The following is a 20,093-nucleotide window of genomic DNA, read 5'->3' as shown; positions in this document are numbered from 1 at the left end:
GTGCGTGCTGGGGGAGGGAGGCCAGGAGGCCCGCCGTGTACGGGGCCCGGGGGCGGGCCAGCACCTCGTCGGCCGGGCCGAGTTCGGTCAGGCGGCCGGCGTACATGACCAGCACACGGTCCGCGTGGTCCCGTACGACGTCCATGTCGTGGGTGACCAGGACGAGCGCGGCGCCCACGGCCTCCCGCTGCTCGGCGAGCACCGTCAGCACCTGGTCGCGGCGCTCCTCGTCCAGGGCGGTGGTGGGCTCGTCGGCGACGACGACGTCGGGTTCGTTGATCGTCGCCATGGCGATGACGGCGCGCTGCCGCATGCCTCCGGAGTACTCGTGCGGATACGCCCGCGCCTTGCGGGCGGCGTCCGGGATGCCGACCCGGTCGAGCGCGGCGACCGCCCGGGCGCCTGCCTCCTTGCGGGAGACGCGGGCCACGGAGCGTACGGCGGCGGCGAGTTGGTCGCCGACCGGGTGCACGGGGGAGAGGGCGGACAGGGCGTCCTGCGGGACCAGGGAGATGCGGCGGCCGCGGTGCGCGGACAGGTCCGGCTCGATCGCGCCGCTCGTGGTCGCGCCCCGGGGCAGCATGCCCAGCAGCGCCCGGGCGGTGAGGGACTTGCCCGCGCCCGACTCGCCGACGATCGCGAGGGCCTCGCGCGGGCGGACGTCGAAGGACAGGCCGCGCACGACCTCGATGCCGTCGAAGGCGATCCGCAGGTCGCGCACCGAGAGGAGCACATCAGACGGCAACGGAGGTCTCCTTCTTCCTCGCCGCGGGATTCTTCGCCCGAGGACTCTTCGCCGCGGGCTTCTTCGCCGCCGGCCCGCCTCGCCGAACGCTCCGGCCCTGCACGGCCGCCGCGCCCGACACCGCCAGGCCCGCCAGCAGGGCGAGGGCGACGGCCGGGGCGAGGGCTGCCCAGGGGGCGCGTTCGACGTAGGCGCGGGATTCGTCGAGGAGCAGGCCCCACTCGGGGGCGGGCGGCTGGGCGCCGAGGCCCAGGAAGCCGAGGGAGGCCAGGGCGAGGGCGATGCCGGGGAGGCGCAGGAGGGCGTGGCGGGCGACGGGCGCGGCGACGGAGGGCAGGACGTGCCGGGTGAGGATCCACAGCGGGGTCGCGCCCATGGCGCGTTGGGCGGTCAGGAACGCCGACGCCCGGACCTCCTGCACCAGCGCAGCGGCGTGCGCGGACAGCGCCGGCCAGGAGATCAGGGCGACCGCGAGGGCCGCGCCGCCGGTGCCGGGGCCGGCCGCGGCGGCGACCAGGATGCCGACGATCACCGGGGGCAGGGCGTTGGCGATGTCCGCCGCGCCGGCCGCGATGCCGGGCAGGAAGCCGAGGGCGAGTGCGACGAGCAGGCTCAGGGCGCAGATGGCGGCGGCCGTGCCGACGGTCGAGGCGGCGCCGTGTCCGAGCCGGGCGAGCACGTCACGGCCGAGGGCGTCGGTGCCGAGGGGGTGGGCCCAGGTGGGGGCGGCGAGACGGGCGGCGGTGTTGACGGTGTACGGGTCGCGCAGCAGGCCCCAGCCGATGGTCACGGCGAGGACTGTGAACAGAGTCAACGGGATCGCCGGGTGTGAGCGGACCGGACGTGCCGGGGGCAGTGTGAGGCCGGCGTCACGCAAGGCCGGGCCCAGCAGCCGGCGCCGTGTGAACGCGGCCGCCGCGCCCGCGACCAGACCGAGCAGCAGCAGCGCCAGCACCGACCCCTGGAGCAGCGGCAGATCCTGCGACTTGGCCGCGCCCAGCGCCGTACGGCCGATGCCGGGCACCGCGAACACCATCTCCACGGCGACCGCGCCTCCGGTCAGGCCGACGGCGACCATCCCGAACTGCGGTACCAGCGGCGGCAGTACGCGCTTGAGAGCGGCCGCCGAGATCGCCGTACGGCTCACTCCAGCGCCCCGCCACAGCTCCACCCAGCGTTCGTCGAGGACGGCGGGCAGCGCGTCCGCGACCAGCCGGCCGAGCAGGCCGCCCGCCGGGACGCCGAGGGCGAGCGCGGGCAGCACCAGATACTCGGGGCCCGCCCACCCGGCCGTCGGCAGCCAGCCCAGCCACACCCCGCACACCAGCAGGGCGACGGGGGCCAGCAGGAACTCGGGGATCGCGGCGAGCATGGCGGCGAAGGCCCCGGCCGTAGCGCGCCCTCGCACCAGCACCGGCGCCACCAGCGCCGCGGCGAGCGCCACCGCCACGCCGAGCGCCGCGCCCATCAGGCCCAGCGACACCTGGAGCCCGGCGACCACGGACGGCAGGACGTCGGTGCCGGACACCCAGGAGGTGCCGAAGTCGCCGTGCAGCAGGTCCGAGGCCCACCTGCCCAGCAGGGAGAGCGGACCGGCATCCAGGCCGAGGTCCGCCCGGATCGCCGACAGCGCCTCTTCGGTCGCCTCCTGCTCGGCCGACCGGGCGCGCAGCACGGTGAGCGCCGGGTCCCGCTGCGAGAGCCAGGGCAGCAGGCCGACGGTGGCCAGGACGGCGACGAGACAGACGAGGCGGGTCAGCCCGGCGACACCGGCCGACTTTCTTGCCCGGGAGCTCACTTGACGGCGAGGGGTCTTCACTTGACGTAAGTGTCCGCCGTGACGAGCTCACGCTCGCGCGGGTCGTGGGCCGCGTCGACCACACCGGCCGCGTCGCCCTGGATCACCCGCTCGTGGAGCATCGGTACGGCCGCGTCCTGGGCGAGTACGGCGCCCTCGGCCTGGAGGACCGCCTTGCGGCGGGCGTCGCCGACCTTGGTCTCGCCGGCCTTCTTCAGCGCGGCGTCCACGGAGGAGTCGGCGAGCTGGGAGATGTTGAAGGAGCCGTCGGAGGCGAAGTCGCTGTACAGGTAGGCGGTCGGGTCGCCGGAGTCGAGGACGGTGGCGCGGGAGAGGATGAACGCGTCGAACTTGCCGGCGAGGGCGTCGGACTCGATGTTCGCGTACTCGCGGACGTCGAGCTTCACCTTGAATCCGGCCTTCTGCAGCTGCTGCTGCAGCGTGGCGGCGACCTCGGGCAGTTCGGCCCGGTCGGTGAAGGTTCCGATGGTGATCGTCGTGCCGTTCGGCTTGCCGGCCTTGGTGTGCCTGACGGGAGTGCGCAGTTCGGCTGCCCACGGCAGGGCGGGGCCGAGCAGGCCCTCGGCGACATCCGCCCGTCCCTCGTACACGCCCTCCACGATCGACTTGGCGTCGATCGCCTCCCGGGCGGCGGCGCGCAGCGCGCCGTCCTTGAAGGCGCCGTTCTCGGTGTTCAGGTAGAGCGTGTTGGTGCGCGGCATGGGGACCTCGGTGATCAGGTCCTGGTCGAGGACGGCGGCCTGGGAGACCGGAATCGCCTCGACGATGTCGGCCTCACCGGTGCGCAGGGCGGCGGCGCGGGCGGTCCCGTCCGGCACGAACTTGACGTCGATTCCCGGGGCCTTGGCCTTGCCGCCCCAGTACGCGTCATAGCGGTCGAGGGCGGCGGAGGCGGTGCCGTTGACCTCGACCAGTTCGAAGGGGCCGGTGCCGGCACCCAGGGGGTTCACCGTTTTCCCCTCGTAGGCCTTGGCGGCGAGGATCGACAGCTGGGGCGAGCTCAGCCGCTGCGGGACGAGGGGGTCCTCGGTGCCGGTGGTGACGGTGACCGTGTCGGAGTCCTGGGCCTTCGCGGTCAGGTCCACGCCGTCGAGGATGCGGGGCTTGGGGGAGGCGCCGGCGGCCTTGGTGAGCGACCGCACGACGGCGTGCGCGTCGAGCTTCGTGCCGTCGTGGAAGGTGACGCCGTCCCGTATCTCGAAGGTCCAACTACGGCCGGACTGCTGCCACTTGGTGGCCAGGGCCGGCAGGGCGTCGCCGTCCTCGTCGAGCTTCACCAGGGTCTCGGCGGTCGACCAGCGCGAGAGCTTGAACGCGTCGTCGCTCAGCGGGGACAGGCCGGAGCGGGGCGGCAGCATGTGCGCGACACGGATGCGCTTGCCTTCGGCGGTCGCCTCATCGGAACCCGCCGACGAGAAGCAGCCGGTGAGCAGGGCGGAGGCCGCGGTGAGCGCGGTGAGCGGGACAAGACGGGCGGGGACGCGCACGGCACACTCCGGGTAAAGGCATGGTCAAAGGTTGAACGTGCACCGACCGTAGCATGATGACAATCATTTTCAGAAGTCCGGACCTGTGTGGCCTGCCGCTCAGGGCGCGCCCGTCAACTGACTCAGGGCGCGCCCCTCAACTGCCTCAGAGCCTTGCCCCCTTCAACGCCATGTGCAGCAGCAGCCGGTCCTCGCCGTCGCCCAGATCCAGCCCCGTCAGCTGTTCGACGCGGGAGAGGCGGTAGTACAGCGTCTGGCGGTGGATGCCCAACTCGGAGGCCGTGCGGCCGGCCTGGCCCGCGCGGTCCAGGTAGACCTCGGCGGTGCGGGCCAGTTCGTGGTGGGCGGGGGAGAGGAGCAGGGCGACCGCGGGATCCTGGGTGACCTCCGCGGGCAGGGACGTCAGCAGGCGGTACGGGCCGATGCGGGCCCACTCGGCGACCGGGCCCAGCCGGGGCTCGGCCAGGGCGGCGCGGGCCGCGGACGAGGCCTCCCGCCAGACGGCGGGCAGTTCGCCGAGGCCCGAGCGGGGCGCTCCGATGCCCGCCGCCGAACGCGTCGCCTCGTCCTTGAGCAGCCTGGACGCCGCAGCCTGGGCCGCCGTCCGCACCTCCGCCGAGCGCAGCCGCACCAGCACCGCGAGGCTCTGCCCGTCGGCCCCCCACGGCACCGTGCACAGTGCCGTCGCATGCGGCACCGTACGGACCGACGGGGTGTCGTCGGGGTCGGCCGACGGCCAGGGGGCGACACAGACCACCGTGTGCGGGCCGTCGCCGCGGGCGCCGAGGGCCGTGCGCAGCGCCGCCACCGCCATGTCCCCCTGCCAGCCCGGCTCCGCCACCAGCGCCGCCCGCAGTTCCCGGCTCAGATCCGCGCCGTGCTGCGCCTCGTCCGCGAGCAGCGCGCCGATCCGCGTCGTCACCTCCATCGCGGCCGTCAGCTGCTGCTCGGTCGGGCCCGGATCGTCGTCCAGGAGCCAGACGTAACCGAGCACGACCCCCCGATGGCGTACCGGCAGACAGATGCGCCCCCGGTACACCCCGGCCTCCGGAGTCGGCGGGATCCGCACCGGGCCCGTCGCGCGCGTGATGCCGAAGCCCTCGAACCACGTCCGTACGGCCGCCGTGGAGCGGCGGGTCAGGATCGAGCGGGCGCGGACCGGGTCCAGGGCCGACGCGTCGAGCTCGTCCTCGCTGTCGTAGGCGCCGAAGGCGATCAGCTCGAAGTCCCGGTTCTCCAGCGTCGCCGGCACGCCCAGCAGCTCCGAGATCTCGTCGACCAGCTCCTGGAAGTCAGCCTTGTATTCGGACGTCACCCGGGCATTCTCCCGCATTTCCGCATGCCCTTCATACATCTGTCTGAGATCTGCGGCACGGATGCGTGACAGCTGTCGATGGCCGACGATCGGAGGGATCCTTAGGTTTCACGGTGGTTCTATCTGCTGGTTTGTGGAGGTGCCCCGTGCTGGGTCCCGTGATTCTTGCCGCGTCGCGCAGCGACCGGATGCGACGCCTGATCTCGGCGGCCCCGGTGACCAAGCAGGTCGTCGACCGCTTCATCCCCGGTGAGACGGTCGACGAGATCGTGCCGATCATCCAGGACCTGACCTCCCGGGGCCTGGAACTGACCATGGACGTCGTCGGCGAGGACATCACCACACCCGAGCAGGCGGAAGCCGCCAGGGACGCCTATCTGCAGCTCATCGACCGGCTCAAGGAGCTGGAGCTGGGCACCCGGGCCGAGATGTCCGTCAAGCTCTCCATGTTCGGGCAGGCGCTGGACGGCGGCCACGAGCTCGCCCTCGCCAACGTCCGGCCGGTCGTCGAGGCCGCCGCCGCCATCGGCACGACGGTCACCCTCGACGCCGAGGACCACACCACCCTCGACTCGATGTTCGCCATCCACGAGGAGCTGCGGAAGGACTTCCCGCAGACCGGCTGCGTCATCCAGGCCTACCTCTTCCGCACCGAGGACGACGCCCGCCGACTCGCGGCGAACGGCAGCCGCGTACGGCTGGTCAAGGGCGCCTACAAGGAGCCCGCCGAGGTCGCCTACCAGCAGAAACACGAGATCGACAAGGCGTACGTCCGGGTCCTGGGGATTCTCATGGAGGGCGCCGGGTACCCGATGATCGGCTCCCACGACCCGCGCCTGATCGCCATCGCCCAGGAGCTCGCCCACCGCGTCGGCCGAAAGCTCGACGAGTACGAGTTCCAGATGCTGTACGGCATCCGCAGCGACGAACACCTGCGGCTCGCCGCCGAGGGCCACCGGATGCGCGTCTACACGGCGTACGGCACCGACTGGTACGGCTACTTCATGCGGAGGCTCGCGGAGAAGCCCGCCAACCTGCGGTTCTTCCTGCGCTCGATGGTCAGCAAGGGCTGAGCCCCCACACACGGCTCGCAACACACCGCTCAGTAAGGAGTTACGGAACCCATGGACGCTGTGACCCAGGTCCCCACCCCCGTCAACGAGCCGGTGCACGGCTACGCCCCCGGCTCGCCCGAGCGCGCCCGGCTGGAGGTCAAGCTCAAGGAGCTGGCCGAGAACCCGATCGACCTGCCCTGCACCATCGGCGGCGAGAAGCGGATGGGCGGCGGCGAGCGGTTCGACGTCGTGCAGCCGCACAACCACAAGGCCCGCATCGGCAGCTACGGCAACGCCACCCAGCAGGACGCCCAGGACGCCATCGACGCGGCCCTCGCCGCCGCGCCGGCCTGGCGCGCGATGTCCTTCGACGACCGCGCCGCGATCATCCTGCGCGCGGCCGAGCTGCTCGCCGGGCCGTGGCGCGAGACGATCGCCGCTTCCACGATGCTCGGCCAGTCGAAGACGGCTCAGCAGGCCGAGATCGACTCCCCCTGCGAGCTGATCGACTTCTGGCGCTTCAACGTCAAGTACGCCCGTGACCTGCTCGCCGAGCAGCCGGTCGCCAACTCCCCGGGCGTCTGGAACCGCCTCGACCACCGCCCGCTGGAGGGCTTCGTCTACGCGATCACGCCGTTCAACTTCACGGCCATCGCGGGCAACCTGCCGACCGCCCCGGCCCTGATGGGCAACGTCGTCGTCTGGAAGCCGTCCCCGACGCAGACCCACGCCGCCGTGCTGCTGATGCAGCTGCTGGAGGAGGCGGGCCTGCCCAAGGGCGTCATCAACCTCGTCACCGGCGACGGCATCGAGGTCTCCAAGGTCGCATTGGAGCACCGCGACCTCGCCGGCATCCACTTCACCGGGTCGACCAAGACCTTCCAGTACCTGTGGAAGACGGTCGGCAACAACATCGAGAAGTACCGGTCCTACCCGCGCATCGTCGGCGAGACGGGCGGCAAGGACTTCGTCGTCGCCCACCCGAGCGCCGACAAGGCCGTCCTGAAGACCGCCCTGACCCGGGGCGCCTTCGAGTACCAGGGCCAGAAGTGCTCGGCGACCTCCCGGGCGTACATCCCGGCGTCGATCTGGAACTCCGGCTTCAAGGAGGAGTTCGCCGCCGAGGTCGACTACATCACCATGGGTGACGTCACCGACCTGTCCAACTTCATCGGCGCCGTCATCGACGAGCGCGCCTTCGCCAAGAACAAGGCCGCCATCGACCGCGCCAAGTCCGACCCGACCTGCACGATCGTCGCGGGCGGCTCCTACGACGACTCGGTCGGCTACTTCGTCCGCCCGACCGTCGTCGAGTGCTCCGACCCGGAGAACGAGGTCTTCACCACCGAGTACTTCGGCCCGTTCCTCGCCGTGCACGTCTACGAGGACGACAAGTACGACGAGATGCTGGAGCAGATGGAGTCGGTGTCCGCGTATGCGCTGACCGGCTCGGTCATCTCCGGCGACCGCGCGGCGGCCGCGTACACGATGGAGAAGCTGCGCTACGCGGCCGGCAACTTCTACATCAACGACAAGTCGACCGGCGCCGTCGTCGGCCAGCAGCCCTTCGGCGGCGGCCGCGCCTCCGGCACCAACGACAAGGCCGGCGCCCCGCAGAACCTGATGCGCTGGACCCTGACCCGCGCCATCAAGGAGACGCTGGTCCCGCCGACCGACTACGGCTACCCGCACATGGGCTGACACCCCAACTCGACGGCCAGGGCCGGGTCTTGACCGGACAGGCCCTAGCCGTGCGGGAGGATGGGGTCATGACGGTGACGACGGACGACGGTGTACGGCTGTGGGCGAGCGCCTCCGGCCGGGGCGAGCCGCTGGTGCTGTGCCACGGCGGGCCGGGGCTGTGGGACATGTTCGAGGACGTGGCCGCGGTGCTCGGCGACCTGGCCACGGTGGTGCGCTGGGACCAGCGCGGCTGCGGGCGGTCCGAGCGGTGCGCGGGGCCGTGGACGACCGACCGGTTCGTGGCCGATCTGGACGCCGTGCGACGGCACTTCGCGCCGGAGCGGACCGCGCTGCTCGGACACTCCTGGGGCGCCCAGCTGGCGCTCGCCTACACGCTGGCCCATCCGGAGCGGGTGAGCCTGCTGGTGTACGTGGCCGGGACCGGCATCGGCCCGACGTCCGAGTGGCGCCCGGCCTACCAGGAGAACCTTCTCGCGAGACTGGGCGAGGACTCCGAACGCCTCGCCCGCTGGCGGGAGTTGCCCGCGGGCGACCAGGAGGGAGCCGTGCTCCAGTGGTCCGCGGAGTTCGAGGACCGCGAGCGGGCGCCGGAGCACGCCGAGCGGATGGCCGACCCGTGGCTCGGCATCAACACCGAGTGCAACGCCGAACTGACCGCCGAGAACCGGCGGGGTCTGGACACCCCCGAGCTGTACGCCGCCTGCCGGGCCCTCGACGTGCCCGTGCTCATCGTCGACGGCGAGCGTGACATCCGGCCGCGCTCGGCGGTCGACTCCCTGGAGCGGGCGCTGCCGAAGGCGGACCGGGTGATCCTGCCGGGCGCCGGGCACCTGCCCTGGGTGGAGGACCCGGACGGCTTCCGGGCGGCGCTGGCGGCCGTGCTGGGCTGAGCGCGGCCGGCCTACTCGGCGATCTCCGTCCGCTCCCACCACTCGTACACGGGCAGCGCGCCCTCGGGAGTCTGCGACTGCCGCGAGGTCGGCCGGAAGTGCTCGTACCCGCCGCGGAGCTTGATCTTCACGTCCGGGCCGGGCGTCGGGGTCGGGACGATCCGCTCGGGCAGGTCGTCCGGGCCGCCCTCGAGGAACACTTTCGCCGTGTCGTTCATGACCTCACCGTTCCCCTCGCGGTCGCCCTCTGTCCCGTACCGCGCGGAGGATCAGCCGAGTGGGCGATCCGCCACCGCGCGGATACTGGACGGATGACCCCACCCACGTCCCCCGTCACGTCCCGCACCGCACACACCGCCGACCTCACCCCCGCCGAACTGCGTGCCGTCCGCGCTCTGTTGGACGAGGCCTTCGACGGGGACTTCTCCGACGAGGACTTCGACCACGGGCTCGGCGGCATGCACGCGCTCGTCCACGACGACGCCGGACGACTCCTCGCACACGGTTCGGTGGTCATGCGGCGGGTGCGGCACCGGGAGCGCTGGCTGCGGGTCGGCTACGTCGAGGCGGTCGCCGTACGCCCCGACGCGCGCCGGACCGGGCTCGGCGGCCGGGTGATGGCCGAGCTGGAGCGGGTGATCGAGCGGGCGTACGACGCGGGGATGCTGTCCGCGAGCGACGAGGGGGCCGCGCTGTACGCCGCCCGGGGCTGGGAGGTCTGGCCCGGGCGGGTCTGCGCGCTGGGCCCGCAGGGCGTCGTCCATCTGCCGGACGAGGAGGGCAGCACGTTCCTGCGGCCCGCGCTCGCAGGGCCCCTCGACCCGGCGTTCGAGCTGGTCTTCGACTGGCGGGACGGCGATGCTCTGACGGAGTGACGGGAGAAAGCGCAGGTCAGTGGCGTGTGACCCACTCCACCGTCTCAGATAGTAGGAAGTCCGAGTAATTGTGGAGACAGACGCGCCGTCCTCCCTTAGCTTTGTAGAAGCCGAACGTCTCGCTCGATCAAGCGAATGGCGGTCGTGAGCCGGGCCCCGTGCAGGCAACCCCTGCGGCACCGCTCCCCGCCCCATCCGGCGTCTCGTAACCCCTTTCCGCACTCCCGGATTGTCGAAGGAGTCGATTTCCCATGGCCGAGACGACCGCCCGCCGCCGAGTCCGTCACCTCTCCCGCACGAGCGAGTCCGACCGCAAGAACGCTGCCGCTGCTCTCCAGCGTGCCCTGGACCGCAGGGACAACGGGGGTGCCACGGGGCATCAGGCGGCGTAGCCGCATATCGACACAGCCCCGCGCCCCTAGGGGCGCTTCACCTCGAAGTAGTCGATGCGCTCCCCGCTCTGCGCCAGCGCCGACACCCTCAACCGGGGCTTCGTGCCGCTCCCGGCCTCCACCGAGAGGAACGAGAAGCCCCGGTAGCGCACCCGGGACCACTCCACGCGCTCCGCCTTGGCGTCGCGTGACCTGGTCCAGCTGAACGTGGCGACCGACTCCCGGTCCGTCACATGGCCCTCGTAGCTCTCCTCGACGCCCGCCGGGAAGCCGTACAGCTCCTTGCCGCCCCCGCCGGCGGTGACGTACACGGTGCCGTCCCGCGTCGGATCCGTGGACCCGCCGATCGGGACCTGCCTGCCGACCTCGCCGTTCTTGATGGCGTCCGTCCGCTCGTAGACGTGGTTGTGCCCGTTGATCACCAGGTCCACCTGATGCCGGGCGAACAGCGGCACCCACTCGGCCCGCACACCCCCGTCCGAGGCGTGCGTGGACGTCGAGTAGGCGCAGTGGTGGAAGTAGACGACGACGAAGTCGACGTCCTTCGCCGCCCGCAGCTCACCGAGCCGCTCGTCCAGCCACTTGGTCTGACGGCCGTCCGTGTGCCCCAGGTTGGCCGGGATCTCGTACGACACGTCGTTGGCGTCCAGCGCCACGAAGCCGACGTTGCCGTAGACGAAGGAGTACGCGCCCGGGGCCGCCCCGGGATCGAAGCCGCTCTCCGGCAGGGACCAGCGGGCCAGCTGCCCGCCGTAGCCGTCCGGCGAGTACCAGGCCTCCATGTCGTGGTTGCCGGTCGTCACCATCCACGGCACCGACCTGGACACCGACTCGGTCTGCTTCAGGTAGAAGTCCCAGAAGCCGGGGTCGTAGGCGTCCGACTCCTTGCCCAGGCCCTTGGCGTCGGCGTAGCAGATGTCGCCGGCGTGGAGGTGGAAGGCCGGGTTCTGGCCCAGCAGGAGTTTGTCGTTGGTGGCGGCCGCCTCGCTGACGCCCTGGTCGCCGAAGGCCGTGAAGGTGAAGGTCTGCGGGGTCGCGGGCGCGGTGCGGAAGTCGGCGATCGTCGAACGGTTCTGCGGGGAGGCGGGGTCGAAGCCCTCGTGGCCGACGCCGTAGTAGTACCTCGTGCCGGGCCGCAGGCCGTCCAGGGCGGCGTGGAGGTAGTACTGCTCCAGCGCCGCGCGGACGCCCCGCAGTTCCGGTGTGCGCAGCTCGCGGACCTCGGCGTCGATCCTGCGGCTCAGGTCGTCGGGGCGCAGGCCGACCCGGATGTACGGCCTGCGCACCGCGGCCGGCACCTGCCAGGAGATCCGCATCTGGTTCCTGGGGTCGGCGCCGAAGGCGAGATGGCGGCCGAACGGGGCGACGGCGGAGCCCGGCACCCTGGTGCGGGAGGACGCGGAGGCCGACGTACGGGACGGGCCCGGGCCGGAGTCCGACCCCGAGCAGCCCGTCAGCAGGCCGCCCGCCACCGCGCCGGCGGTGACCAGCGTGCGGCGCCGGGTCAGCTTCGTCCGCAGGTACTCGTGCTGTTCCGCCATGGTCATTCGTCGGGCGAGCCGGGGCGGGATGCCGAAGTCGGGGAGGTCCATGAAAGGGAAGTTCCCAGCGGAGGCCAACACCCGCCCCACGTACGGGTGAACGGCGGTCGAAGCGCAAGAGCCTTACCCCGTCCGGCTGTCCGTATCGCGGACATCGCGTGTCATCCCATGGGACGAGGAGTAGGGTGCCGACATGTCTCGCAGCCTCAATCTCGCAGTGATCCCCGGTGACGGCATCGGGCAGGAAGTCGTGGCCGAAGGCCTCAAGGTCCTCTCCGCCGTCCTCCCGCAGGATGTGAAGCTGGAGACCAAGGAGTACGACTTCGGCGCCAAGCGCTACCACGCCACCGGTGAGACCCTCACCGACGCGGACGTCGACGCCCTGAAGAAGCACGACGCCATTCTGCTCGGCGCGATCGGCGACCCGTCGGTCCCGTCCGGCGTCCTGGAGCGCGGCTTCCTGCTGAAGCTCCGCTTCCTCTTCGACCACCACGTCAACCTGCGTCCGTCGAAGCTCCTCCCCGGTGTTCCCACCCCGCTCGCCGGCCAGCCCGAGATCGACTTCATCGTCGTCCGCGAGGGCACCGAGGGCCCGTACACCGGCAACGGCGGCACGATCCGCAAGGGCACCGAGCACGAGGTCGCCACCGAGGTCTCCGTCAACACGGCCTTCGGTGTCGAGCGCGTGGTCCGTGACGCCTTCGCCCGCGCCCAGGCCCGGCCGCGCAAGAAGCTCACGCTGGTCCACAAGAACAACGTGCTGGCCTTCGCGGGCCACCTGTGGACGAACGTCTTCAACAAGGTGGCCGAGGAGTTCCCCGAGGTCACCACCGACTACATCCACGTCGACGCGGCGACCATCTACCTGGTCACCGACCCCGGTCGCTTCGACGTGATCGTCACCGACAACCTCTTCGGCGACATCATCACCGACCTCGCCGCGGCCGTCTCCGGCGGCATCGGCGTCGCCGCGAGCGGGAACATCAACCCCTCCGGCGAGTTCCCCTCGATGTTCGAGCCGGTCCACGGTTCCGCGCCCGACATCGCCGGCCAGGGCAAGGCCGACCCGACCGCCACGGTCCTGTCCGTCGCCCTGCTCCTGCGTCACCTCGGCTACGACGCCGAGGCCGCCCGCATCGACGAGGCGGTCTCCGCCGACCTCGCCGAGCGCACCGGCAAGCCCGCCCGCAGCACGTCGGAGATCGGCGACGCGCTGGCCGTACGAGTAGCCGGCTGACGCCCGCCGCGCCACTCGAACTTTCGAAGCCGCCGGGTCGCTCCGCACCCGGCGGCTTCCCCATGTCCGCCGTCGGGTGGCACCATCTGCCCCTGGGTCGCGATTCACGCCGAACAGGCCGATTTCTTCCACGGCTCCCGCTTGCGATAATCGAACGCGGAGCCGCGGAATGACGGATTGCTCGGACGTCCTAGCACTGGCCACTGACAGTACTGGCGTGAGCGCGGCCCGCCACAATCAAAACCGGTGAAGGACATCTACTCATGACGACGCCCACGATCGAGCTCAAGCCCTCAGCCAGCCCGCTCTCCGCCGCCGAGCGCGAGGCGATACTGGCCAACCCCGGGTTCGGCCGCCACTTCACCGACCACATGGTGACGATCAAGTGGACCGAGGGCCGCGGCTGGCACGACGGCGAGCTCGTGCCGTACGCGCCGCTCTCCCTCGACCCGGCCACCATGGTCCTGCACTACGCGCAGGAGATCTTCGAGGGCCTGAAGGCCTACCGCCAGCCCGACGGGTCCGTCGCCTCCTTCCGTCCCGAGAAGAACGCCAGGCGCTTCCAGGCCTCGGCCCGCCGGCTCGGCATGCCGGAGCTGCCGGTCGAGACGTTCATCGAGGCGTGTGACGCGCTGGTGAGCCAGGACGAGGCGTGGGTGCCGGCGCACGGCGGCGAGGAGTCCCTCTACCTGCGGCCGTTCATGTTCGCCACCGAGGTCGGGCTGGGCGTGAAGCCCGCCAGCGAGTACCTCTTCATCGTCATCGCCTCCCCGGCCGGCGCCTACTTCCCCGGCGGCGTCAAGCCGGTCTCCATCTGGGTCTCCGAGGACCACGTGCGCGCCGTGCCCGGCGGCATGGGCGACGCCAAGACCGGCGGCAACTACGCCGCGTCCCTGCTCGCCCAGGCCGAGGCCGCCGCCGAGGGCTGCGCCCAGGTCTGCTACCTGGACGCGGTCGAGCGCAAGTGGGTCGAGGAACTCGGCGGCATGAACCTGTACTTCGTGTACGGCGACAAGATCGTCACCCCGTCCCTCACCGGCTCCATCCTGGAGGGCGTCACCCGTGACTCCCTTCTCCAGGTCGCCCGTGACCTCGGCTACGAGGCCGAGGAGGGCCGCGTCTCCGTCGACCAGTGGCAGCGCGACTCGGAGAACGGCACCCTCACCGAGGTCTTCGCCTGCGGCACGGCCGCGGTCATCACGCCGGTCGGCACCGTCAAGCGCACGGGCGCGCAGTGGCAGCAGGGCGACGGCGAGCCCGGCGAGGTCACGCTGAAGCTTCGCCGGGCCCTTCTCGACATCCAGCGGGGCAAGGCCGAGGACAAGCACGGCTGGATGCACAAGCTGGGTTAACTCTCGGCCTTGACCGTCAGGGTCGTCGCGGACTCGGAGTCCGCGACGACCCTTTCGCGTACCGGAGCGGAGTCGCCCACCGTCAGCAGCAGGTACGCCACACCCCCCACCAGCCCCGACAGCAGGAAGCTGCAGTCCACCCCGCCCGTCAGGCCCAGCAGCGGGCCCTCGTACGACGGGAGGGACACGGCCAGCAGGCCGACCGTCGCGCCCAGCGCCCAGGCCGCCGTCGCCGGGATGTTCCAGCCGCCCCGGAACCAGTAGATCCCGCCCCGCGCACGGCGGTTGAAGACCTGGAGGGCCTCCGCGTCGTACACGCCACGGCAGCGGGCGAAGCCGATCAGGGTGATGACCGCCCACGGGGTGCCGATCGCGGTCAGCAGCAGCACGAAGGACGTCATGGCGTCCTGGGCGCTGGAGGCGTAGTGGCCGACGAAGACGCAGGCGGTCGCGACGACGGCGACGGCGTAGGTGGCCCGGGCGCGGGAGGCGCGCGGGAGGATGGCGTCGAGGTCGAGGCCCATGGAGTAGAGCATCAGGCCCGCGTTGCCGACCGAGCCGGCCGAGGCGGCCAGCAGGAGCGGGACCAGGTACCAGGTGGGGGAGGCGGAGACCAGCGGCCCGGCGTAGTCGAGGGCCGCCTGGGCCGCGTACGCCGTGAAGGTGCCGAACAACTGGGGGACCAGGAGGCCGAGGAGCAGGCCGAGCCAGGTGGCGTGCAGCACCCGGCGTGAGGTGTGGCGGACCGGGGAGATGTAGCGGGTGTAGTCGCCGAGCAGCGTGATGAACGCGATCGGGCCGGACAGGCCCGCGGCCACCGTCGCCAGCAGCCAGGTCGGCCAGAACCCGCCGAGCAGATAGCCACCGGTCTCGGGCAGCGCGGCGGTCGTGAAGTGCGGGGCGTAGGCGACGACGCCGAGCACCAGCAGGGCCGTCATGCCGATGGCGAGGACCCGGGACAGGGCGAGCAGCACCCGGTAGCCGTACACCGCGCCCGCCACGGTCGCCGCCGCCAGCAGCCCGTAGACCACGCCGTACGACACTCCGTTCGCCGGCAGTCCGAAGAGCCGGCCCAGCACGCCGACCATGACGTCGCCGCCGATCCACACGGTCAGCGCCGTGTAGCCGAGGGCGAGCAGGAGGCCGACCACCGAGCCGACCAGACGGCCGCGCACGCCGAACTGGGCGCCGGAGGACGTGGACAGGTTCGTCGCCGTGCGCAGGGAGATCAGCGCGAGCGGGGCGGTCAGGGCCGTGCCGGCCACCGTGCCGACCACGATCGAGCTCACCGACGCCCACCAGTCGAGGCCGAACGACGGCGGCAGCCAGCCGAAGACGATCACTCCGAGGCAGAGGTTCGAGCCCAGCAGGATCGAGACGAGGTCCCGTGGGCCGCTCGTGCGTTCCTCCTCGGGGATGGTGTCGACTCCGCGCTGTTCCATCGGCATGGCAGGTCTCCTTTGATCGGCCGCCAGAGTTAGAGCGACGTTCAATATCGAGAATCGATGGTGTCGAGTCAACACTTCGGTTCACTGGAATTAATGTTTAGAGTGATGCTCTAATGCGGGAGAGGCAAGGAGGTGCCCGCGTCATGAGACTGACCCCCACCGAACGTGACCGGCTGCTGCTCTTCGGAGCCGCCGAGCTGGCCAGGGCGCGCAGGGCCCGCGGGCTGAGGCTGAACGTGCCGGAGGCGACGGCGCTGATCGCGGACACCGTGTGCGAGGCCGCCCGGGACGGGGCCCGGCTGGCGGAGGCCGTCGAGCGCGCCCGGTCCGTGCTCGGCCCGGACGACGTGCTGCCGGGCGTCGCGGACGTCGTCACCGAGGTGCATGTCGAGGCCGTCTTCGACGACGGCTCACGGCTCGCGGTCGTGTCCGATCCGCTCGGGGCGGGGCTCGGTCCGCAGGCTCCCGGCGCGCTGCTGCCGGGGCCCGAGCACGCCGAGCCGGAGCCGGTTCTCCGGCTGACGGTCACCAACACCGCCACCGTGCCCGTCTCCGTGACCTCCCACTTCCACTTCTTCGAGGCCAACCCGCGGCTCGACTTCGACCGGGGTGCCGCCTACGGGATGCGGCTCGCCGTGCCCGCCGGGTCGTCCGTGCGGTTCGGGCCGGGCGAGAGCTCCGAGGTGGGGCTCGTGCCGATCGGCGGCGAGCGGATCGCGATCGGGTTCGCGGGGCTCGTCGACGGGGCGCTGGACGCGCCGGGCGCCCGCGAGGAGGCACTGCGCCGCGCCGCCGCCTGCGGCTACCTCGGCGTCACGGAAACACCCGACCAGCAGCTGGAGGTCGAACGATGAGCCGTCCCGGAGGCCACCCCGCCGAGGCCCGCCGCCTCACCCCGTACGAGTACGCCGCCACCCACGGCCCCCGCGCCGGCGACCGCGTCCGCCTCGGCGACTCCGGGCTGACGATCCGCGTCGAGTCGGACTCCCAGAAGTACGGCGACGAGTTCCTCGCCGGGTTCGGCAAGACCGCCCGGGACGGGCTGCATCTCAAGGCCGCCGCCGTCCGCGAGACCTGTGACGTCGTCATCAGCAATGTCGTCGTGATCGACGCGGCGCTCGGGATCCGGAAGGTCTCCATCGGGATCAGGGAGGGCCGGATCTGCTCGATCGGACGGGCCGGGAACCCCGACACCCTCGACGGGGTCGACGTGGTCGTCGGCACGGGGACGTCCATCGTGTCCGGCGAGGGCCTCATCGCCACCGCCGGAGCCGTCGACACCCACGTCCATCTGCTGTCGCCGCGCGTCATGGAGGCCTCGCTCGCGTCCGGCGTGACCACGATCGTCGGGCAGGAGTTCGGGCCGGTGTGGGGCGTCGGCGTCAACTCGCCGTGGGCGCTCAAGCACGCCTTCAACGCCTTCGACGCCTGGCCGGTCAACATCGGTTTCCTGGCCCGGGGTTCGTCGTCCTCGCCCGCCCCGCTGGTCGAGGCGCTCGCCGAGGGCGGCGCCTCCGGCTTCAAGGTGCACGAGGACATGGGCGCCCACACGCGGGCGCTGGACACGGCACTTCGCGTCGCCGAGGAACATGACGTCCAAGTCGCCCTGCACAGCGACGGGTTGAACGAGTGCCTGTCGGTCGAGGACACCCTCCGGGTGCTGGAGGGGCGCACCATCCACGCCTTCCACATCGAGGGCTGCGGCGGCGGACACGTCCCGAACGTCCTGAAGATGGCCGGCGTCCCGAACGTCATCGGCTCCTCCACCAACCCCACCCTGCCCTTCGGCCGGGACGCCGTCGCCGAGCACTACGGCATGATCGTCTCCGTCCATGATCTGAAGACCGACCTCCCCGGCGACGCCGCCATGGCCCGTGACCGCATCCGCGCCGGGACCATGGGCGCCGAGGACGTGCTGCACGACCTGGGCGCGATCGGCATCACCTCGTCCGACGCACAGGGCATGGGCCGGGCCGGCGAGACGGTCCGCCGTACCTTCGCGATGGCCGGGAAGATGAAGGCCGAATTCGGCGCCCCGGACGACGGCCACGACAACGAGCGCGTCCTGCGCTACATGGCCAAGCTGACCATCAACCCGGCCATCGCCCACGGCCTCGCGCACGAGGTCGGCTCGATCGAGGTCGGCAAGCTCGCCGACATCGTGCTGTGGCGGCCGGAGTACTTCGGCGCCAAACCGCAGCTGGTGCTGAAGTCCGGCTTCCCCGCGTACGGCGTGGTCGGCGACCCCAACGCCGCGACCGACACCTGCGAACCCCTCGTCCTCGGACCGCAGTTCGGGGCGTACGGCGCCACGCCCGCCGACATCTCGGTCGCCTTCGTCGCCCGGGCCGCCGTCGACCAGGGAGGCGACTCCATGCCGACCCGCAGAAGGAGGGTCGCCGTGCGCGGCACCCGTGGCATCGGACCGGCCGACCTGCGCCTGAACTCCCGTACCGGAGCCGTCGACGTCGACCAGCGCACCGGCCTGGTCACCCTCGACGGCGAACCGCTGCGCTCGGAACCGGCCGACTCCGTCGCCCTGAACCGTCTCTACTTCCTCTAGGACTTCTGATGACCTACCGCATGCCCCCCGAGTGGGCCCCGCACGAGCGCACCTGGATGGCCTGGCCGGGGCCGAACGCGACCTTCGAGGACGCCGAGGACCTCAAGGCCGCCAGGCTGGCCTGGGCTTCCGTCGCCCGCGCCGTGCGCCGCTTCGAGCCGGTGACGATGGTGCACGGGCCCGGGCAGGGCGAGTCGGCGCGTGCGCTGCTCGGCCCGGACGTCGACCTGGCCGAGCGGGAACTCGACGACGCCTGGATGCGTGACATCGGACCGACCTTCGTCAAGGACGAGGAGGGCCGACTGGCCGCCGTGGACTGGGTGTTCAACGGCTGGGGCGCCCAGGACTGGGCCCGCTGGGAGCACGACTCCAAGATCGCCCGCCATGTCGCGGACCTGGCCGGGGTGCCGGTGCTGTCCTCGCCGCTGGTCAACGAGGGCGGCGCGATCCATGTCGACGGCGAGGGCACGGTCCTGCTGACCGACACCGTCCAGCTCGGCCCCGGCCGCAACCCCGGCTGGACCCGCGAGCAGGTCGAGGCCGAGATCCACGCCAAACTCGGCACCCGCAAGGCGATCTGGCTGCCCCGCGGCCTCACCGGCGACTACCCGCCGTACGGCTTCGGCACCCTCGGCCATGTCGACATCGTCGCCGCGTTCGCCCGTCCCGGTGTGGTCGTCGCCCATGCGCAGCCGGACCCCGCGCACCCCGACCACGAGGTGACCAAAGAGGTCATCGGGCTGCTGAGGTCCCAGACGGACGCCCGCGGCCGCCGCCTGGAGGTCGTCGAGGTCCCGGCGCCCACCGTCCTGGAGGCCGACGGCCACTGGGCCGACTACTCCTACATCAACCACTACCTCTGCAACGGCGGCGTGGTGCTCTGCGGCTTCGACGACCCGCGCGACGAGATCGCGGCCGGCATCTTCCGCAGGCTGTTCCCGGAGCGGACGGTGACGCTGGTGGACGCGCGGACGATCTTCGCCGGGGGTGGGGGCATCCACTGCATCACCCAGCAGCAGCCGAGGGCCGTGGTCAGGTAGAACGTACGGGTGAAAGTACTGCTGCTCTGCACGTCCTGCGGTCACCGGCTCACCGAGCCGCTGCGTCGGCTGCCCGAACTGCCGGAGCGTCCCGCGTACGTCGGGCGGAAGAATCCGGACGGCACGCGGCACGCCCCGTCGACGGTGCCGCGGGGCACGTACGCGGTGGACCCGGAGCCCAGCGGGGCGCCGTACGTGCCGCAACCCGACTACGACGTCTGGCTGCGCACCGAGGGCTCCCACGCGTACAACGGCGAACAGCTGGTCCCCGCCGGGCCGCGCGACACCCTTGTGGTCCACCCGCAGGACACACTGGGGAGGCTCTCCCGCAGGCCGGGGCTGCGAGACCATGGTTGCTGCGGTCTGCCCGGCATGGAAGGGCCCAACCAACTGTGCGGGGGCTGCGGCGGCGCGGTGGCGACGGAGCTCAGCGAGTGCTACGGACCGTACGAGACGCACTTCCTGCCCGACGCCGTACGGGCGGAGTCGGCATGAGTGCCCCCGGCGCCCGCCGCCGCACCCCCAGACCCCGTGGTCCGGCACGCCAGCAGGGCCGCCTCCGGGCGCGGCCCCGAGGGCGTCCGCGACCAGGTCGCCCAGCGCGGCGGCAAGGGCGGCAGGGATGCGGCC

At 71.8% G+C, this 20,093-nt stretch carries 18 protein-coding genes; 11 read left to right on the top strand and 7 right to left on the bottom strand.

What is annotated here, in order from left to right; genetic code table 11:
- The 4 genes from L0P92_RS28860 to L0P92_RS28845 form a co-directional block, all read right to left on the bottom strand.
- Positions 1-745 (bottom strand): ABC transporter ATP-binding protein (locus L0P92_RS28860; RefSeq protein WP_234765987.1); only part of this gene is annotated, 745 nt, incomplete at its 3' end.
- Positions 735-2,543 (bottom strand): ABC transporter permease subunit, encoded by a 1,809-nt coding sequence (locus L0P92_RS28855; protein WP_372497349.1) that lies wholly within the window; start codon positions 2,541-2,543, stop codon positions 735-737. The genes L0P92_RS28855 and L0P92_RS28860, both read right to left, overlap by 11 nt.
- Positions 2,544-2,560: 17 nt before the next feature.
- Positions 2,561-4,051 (bottom strand): ABC transporter substrate-binding protein, encoded by a 1,491-nt coding sequence (locus tag L0P92_RS28850; RefSeq protein ID WP_234765985.1) that lies wholly within the window; start codon positions 4,049-4,051, stop codon positions 2,561-2,563.
- A 145-nt stretch (positions 4,052-4,196) separates the two neighbouring features.
- The gene (locus L0P92_RS28845) at positions 4,197-5,405 is read right to left on the bottom strand and encodes a PucR family transcriptional regulator (protein ID WP_234765984.1); all 1,209 of its coding nucleotides are present in this window, start codon (positions 5,403-5,405) and stop codon (positions 4,197-4,199) included.
- A gap of 107 nt (positions 5,406-5,512) precedes the next feature.
- Between L0P92_RS28845 and L0P92_RS28840 the strand changes: the two genes are divergently transcribed.
- From L0P92_RS28840 to L0P92_RS28830, 3 genes are all read left to right on the top strand, one after another.
- Complete coding sequence (locus L0P92_RS28840; RefSeq protein ID WP_234765983.1) at positions 5,513-6,439, top strand: proline dehydrogenase family protein; 927 nt, start codon at positions 5,513-5,515, stop codon at positions 6,437-6,439.
- 51 nt (positions 6,440-6,490) lie between these two features.
- Positions 6,491-8,122 carry an L-glutamate gamma-semialdehyde dehydrogenase gene (gene pruA / locus L0P92_RS28835; protein WP_234765982.1) on the top strand — a complete coding sequence of 544 codons (1,632 nt, stop codon included), beginning with the start codon at positions 6,491-6,493 and terminating at the stop codon, positions 8,120-8,122.
- Positions 8,123-8,190: 68 nt separating this feature from the next.
- Positions 8,191-9,015, top strand: coding sequence for an alpha/beta fold hydrolase (locus tag L0P92_RS28830; protein ID WP_234765981.1), 825 nt, complete (start codon positions 8,191-8,193; stop codon positions 9,013-9,015).
- 11 nt (positions 9,016-9,026) lie between these two features.
- On the opposite strand, the gene L0P92_RS28825 is transcribed toward L0P92_RS28830, so the two are convergent.
- Positions 9,027-9,233, bottom strand: coding sequence for a DUF5988 family protein (locus L0P92_RS28825; protein WP_234765980.1), 207 nt, complete (start codon positions 9,231-9,233; stop codon positions 9,027-9,029).
- Between the two features lie 93 nt (positions 9,234-9,326).
- Between L0P92_RS28825 and L0P92_RS28820 the strand changes: the two genes are divergently transcribed.
- A complete protein-coding gene (locus L0P92_RS28820) occupies positions 9,327-9,890 on the top strand; it encodes a GNAT family N-acetyltransferase (RefSeq protein ID WP_234765979.1) in 564 nt (187 codons plus the stop codon).
- 251 nt (positions 9,891-10,141) lie between these two features.
- Positions 10,142-10,282 (top strand): hypothetical protein, encoded by a 141-nt coding sequence (locus tag L0P92_RS28815; protein WP_107083653.1) that lies wholly within the window; start codon positions 10,142-10,144, stop codon positions 10,280-10,282.
- A 26-nt stretch (positions 10,283-10,308) separates the two neighbouring features.
- Here L0P92_RS28815 and L0P92_RS28810 read toward each other — a convergent pair whose 3' ends face one another.
- Positions 10,309-11,874 carry a purple acid phosphatase family protein gene (locus L0P92_RS28810; RefSeq protein ID WP_234765978.1) on the bottom strand — a complete coding sequence of 522 codons (1,566 nt, stop codon included), beginning with the start codon at positions 11,872-11,874 and terminating at the stop codon, positions 10,309-10,311.
- A gap of 142 nt (positions 11,875-12,016) precedes the next feature.
- Between L0P92_RS28810 and L0P92_RS28805 the strand changes: the two genes are divergently transcribed.
- A complete protein-coding gene (locus L0P92_RS28805; RefSeq protein ID WP_234765977.1) occupies positions 12,017-13,060 on the top strand; it encodes a 3-isopropylmalate dehydrogenase in 1,044 nt (347 codons plus the stop codon).
- A gap of 263 nt (positions 13,061-13,323) precedes the next feature.
- Complete coding sequence (locus L0P92_RS28800) at positions 13,324-14,412, top strand: branched-chain amino acid aminotransferase (RefSeq protein ID WP_234765976.1); 1,089 nt, start codon at positions 13,324-13,326, stop codon at positions 14,410-14,412.
- Here the strand turns inward: L0P92_RS28800 and L0P92_RS28795 are convergent.
- Positions 14,409-15,860, bottom strand: coding sequence for a cytosine permease (locus L0P92_RS28795; RefSeq protein ID WP_234765975.1), 1,452 nt, complete (start codon positions 15,858-15,860; stop codon positions 14,409-14,411). The two genes, L0P92_RS28800 and L0P92_RS28795, sit on opposite strands and share 4 nt — an antisense overlap.
- Before the next feature lie 143 nt (positions 15,861-16,003).
- Between L0P92_RS28795 and ureA the strand changes: the two genes are divergently transcribed.
- Genes ureA through L0P92_RS28775 form a run of 4 tightly spaced genes read left to right on the top strand, consistent with a single transcriptional unit; the run spans position 16,004 to position 19,958 of the window.
- Positions 16,004-16,714 carry an urease subunit gamma gene (gene ureA / locus L0P92_RS28790; protein WP_234765974.1) on the top strand — a complete coding sequence of 237 codons (711 nt, stop codon included), beginning with the start codon at positions 16,004-16,006 and terminating at the stop codon, positions 16,712-16,714.
- A complete protein-coding gene (locus L0P92_RS28785) occupies positions 16,711-18,423 on the top strand; it encodes an urease subunit alpha (protein WP_234765973.1) in 1,713 nt (570 codons plus the stop codon). The genes ureA and L0P92_RS28785 overlap by 4 nt, the downstream gene beginning before the upstream one ends.
- 8 nt (positions 18,424-18,431) lie before the next feature.
- Positions 18,432-19,463: an agmatine deiminase family protein gene (locus L0P92_RS28780; protein WP_234765972.1), complete on the top strand. Its 1,032-nt coding sequence runs from the start codon at positions 18,432-18,434 to the stop codon at positions 19,461-19,463.
- 9 nt (positions 19,464-19,472) lie between these two features.
- On the top strand, positions 19,473-19,958 hold the full coding sequence (locus L0P92_RS28775) for a hypothetical protein (RefSeq protein WP_234765971.1): 486 nt from the start codon (positions 19,473-19,475) through the stop codon (positions 19,956-19,958).
- The last annotated feature ends 135 nt before the right edge of the window (positions 19,959-20,093 follow it).

This window comes from Streptomyces muensis (assembly GCF_021474425.1).
GTDB lineage: Bacteria > Actinomycetota > Actinomycetes > Streptomycetales > Streptomycetaceae > Streptomyces > Streptomyces muensis.
The sequence above is the reverse complement of the archived record's forward strand: the minus strand, read 5'-3'. Positions and strand labels throughout refer to the sequence as shown.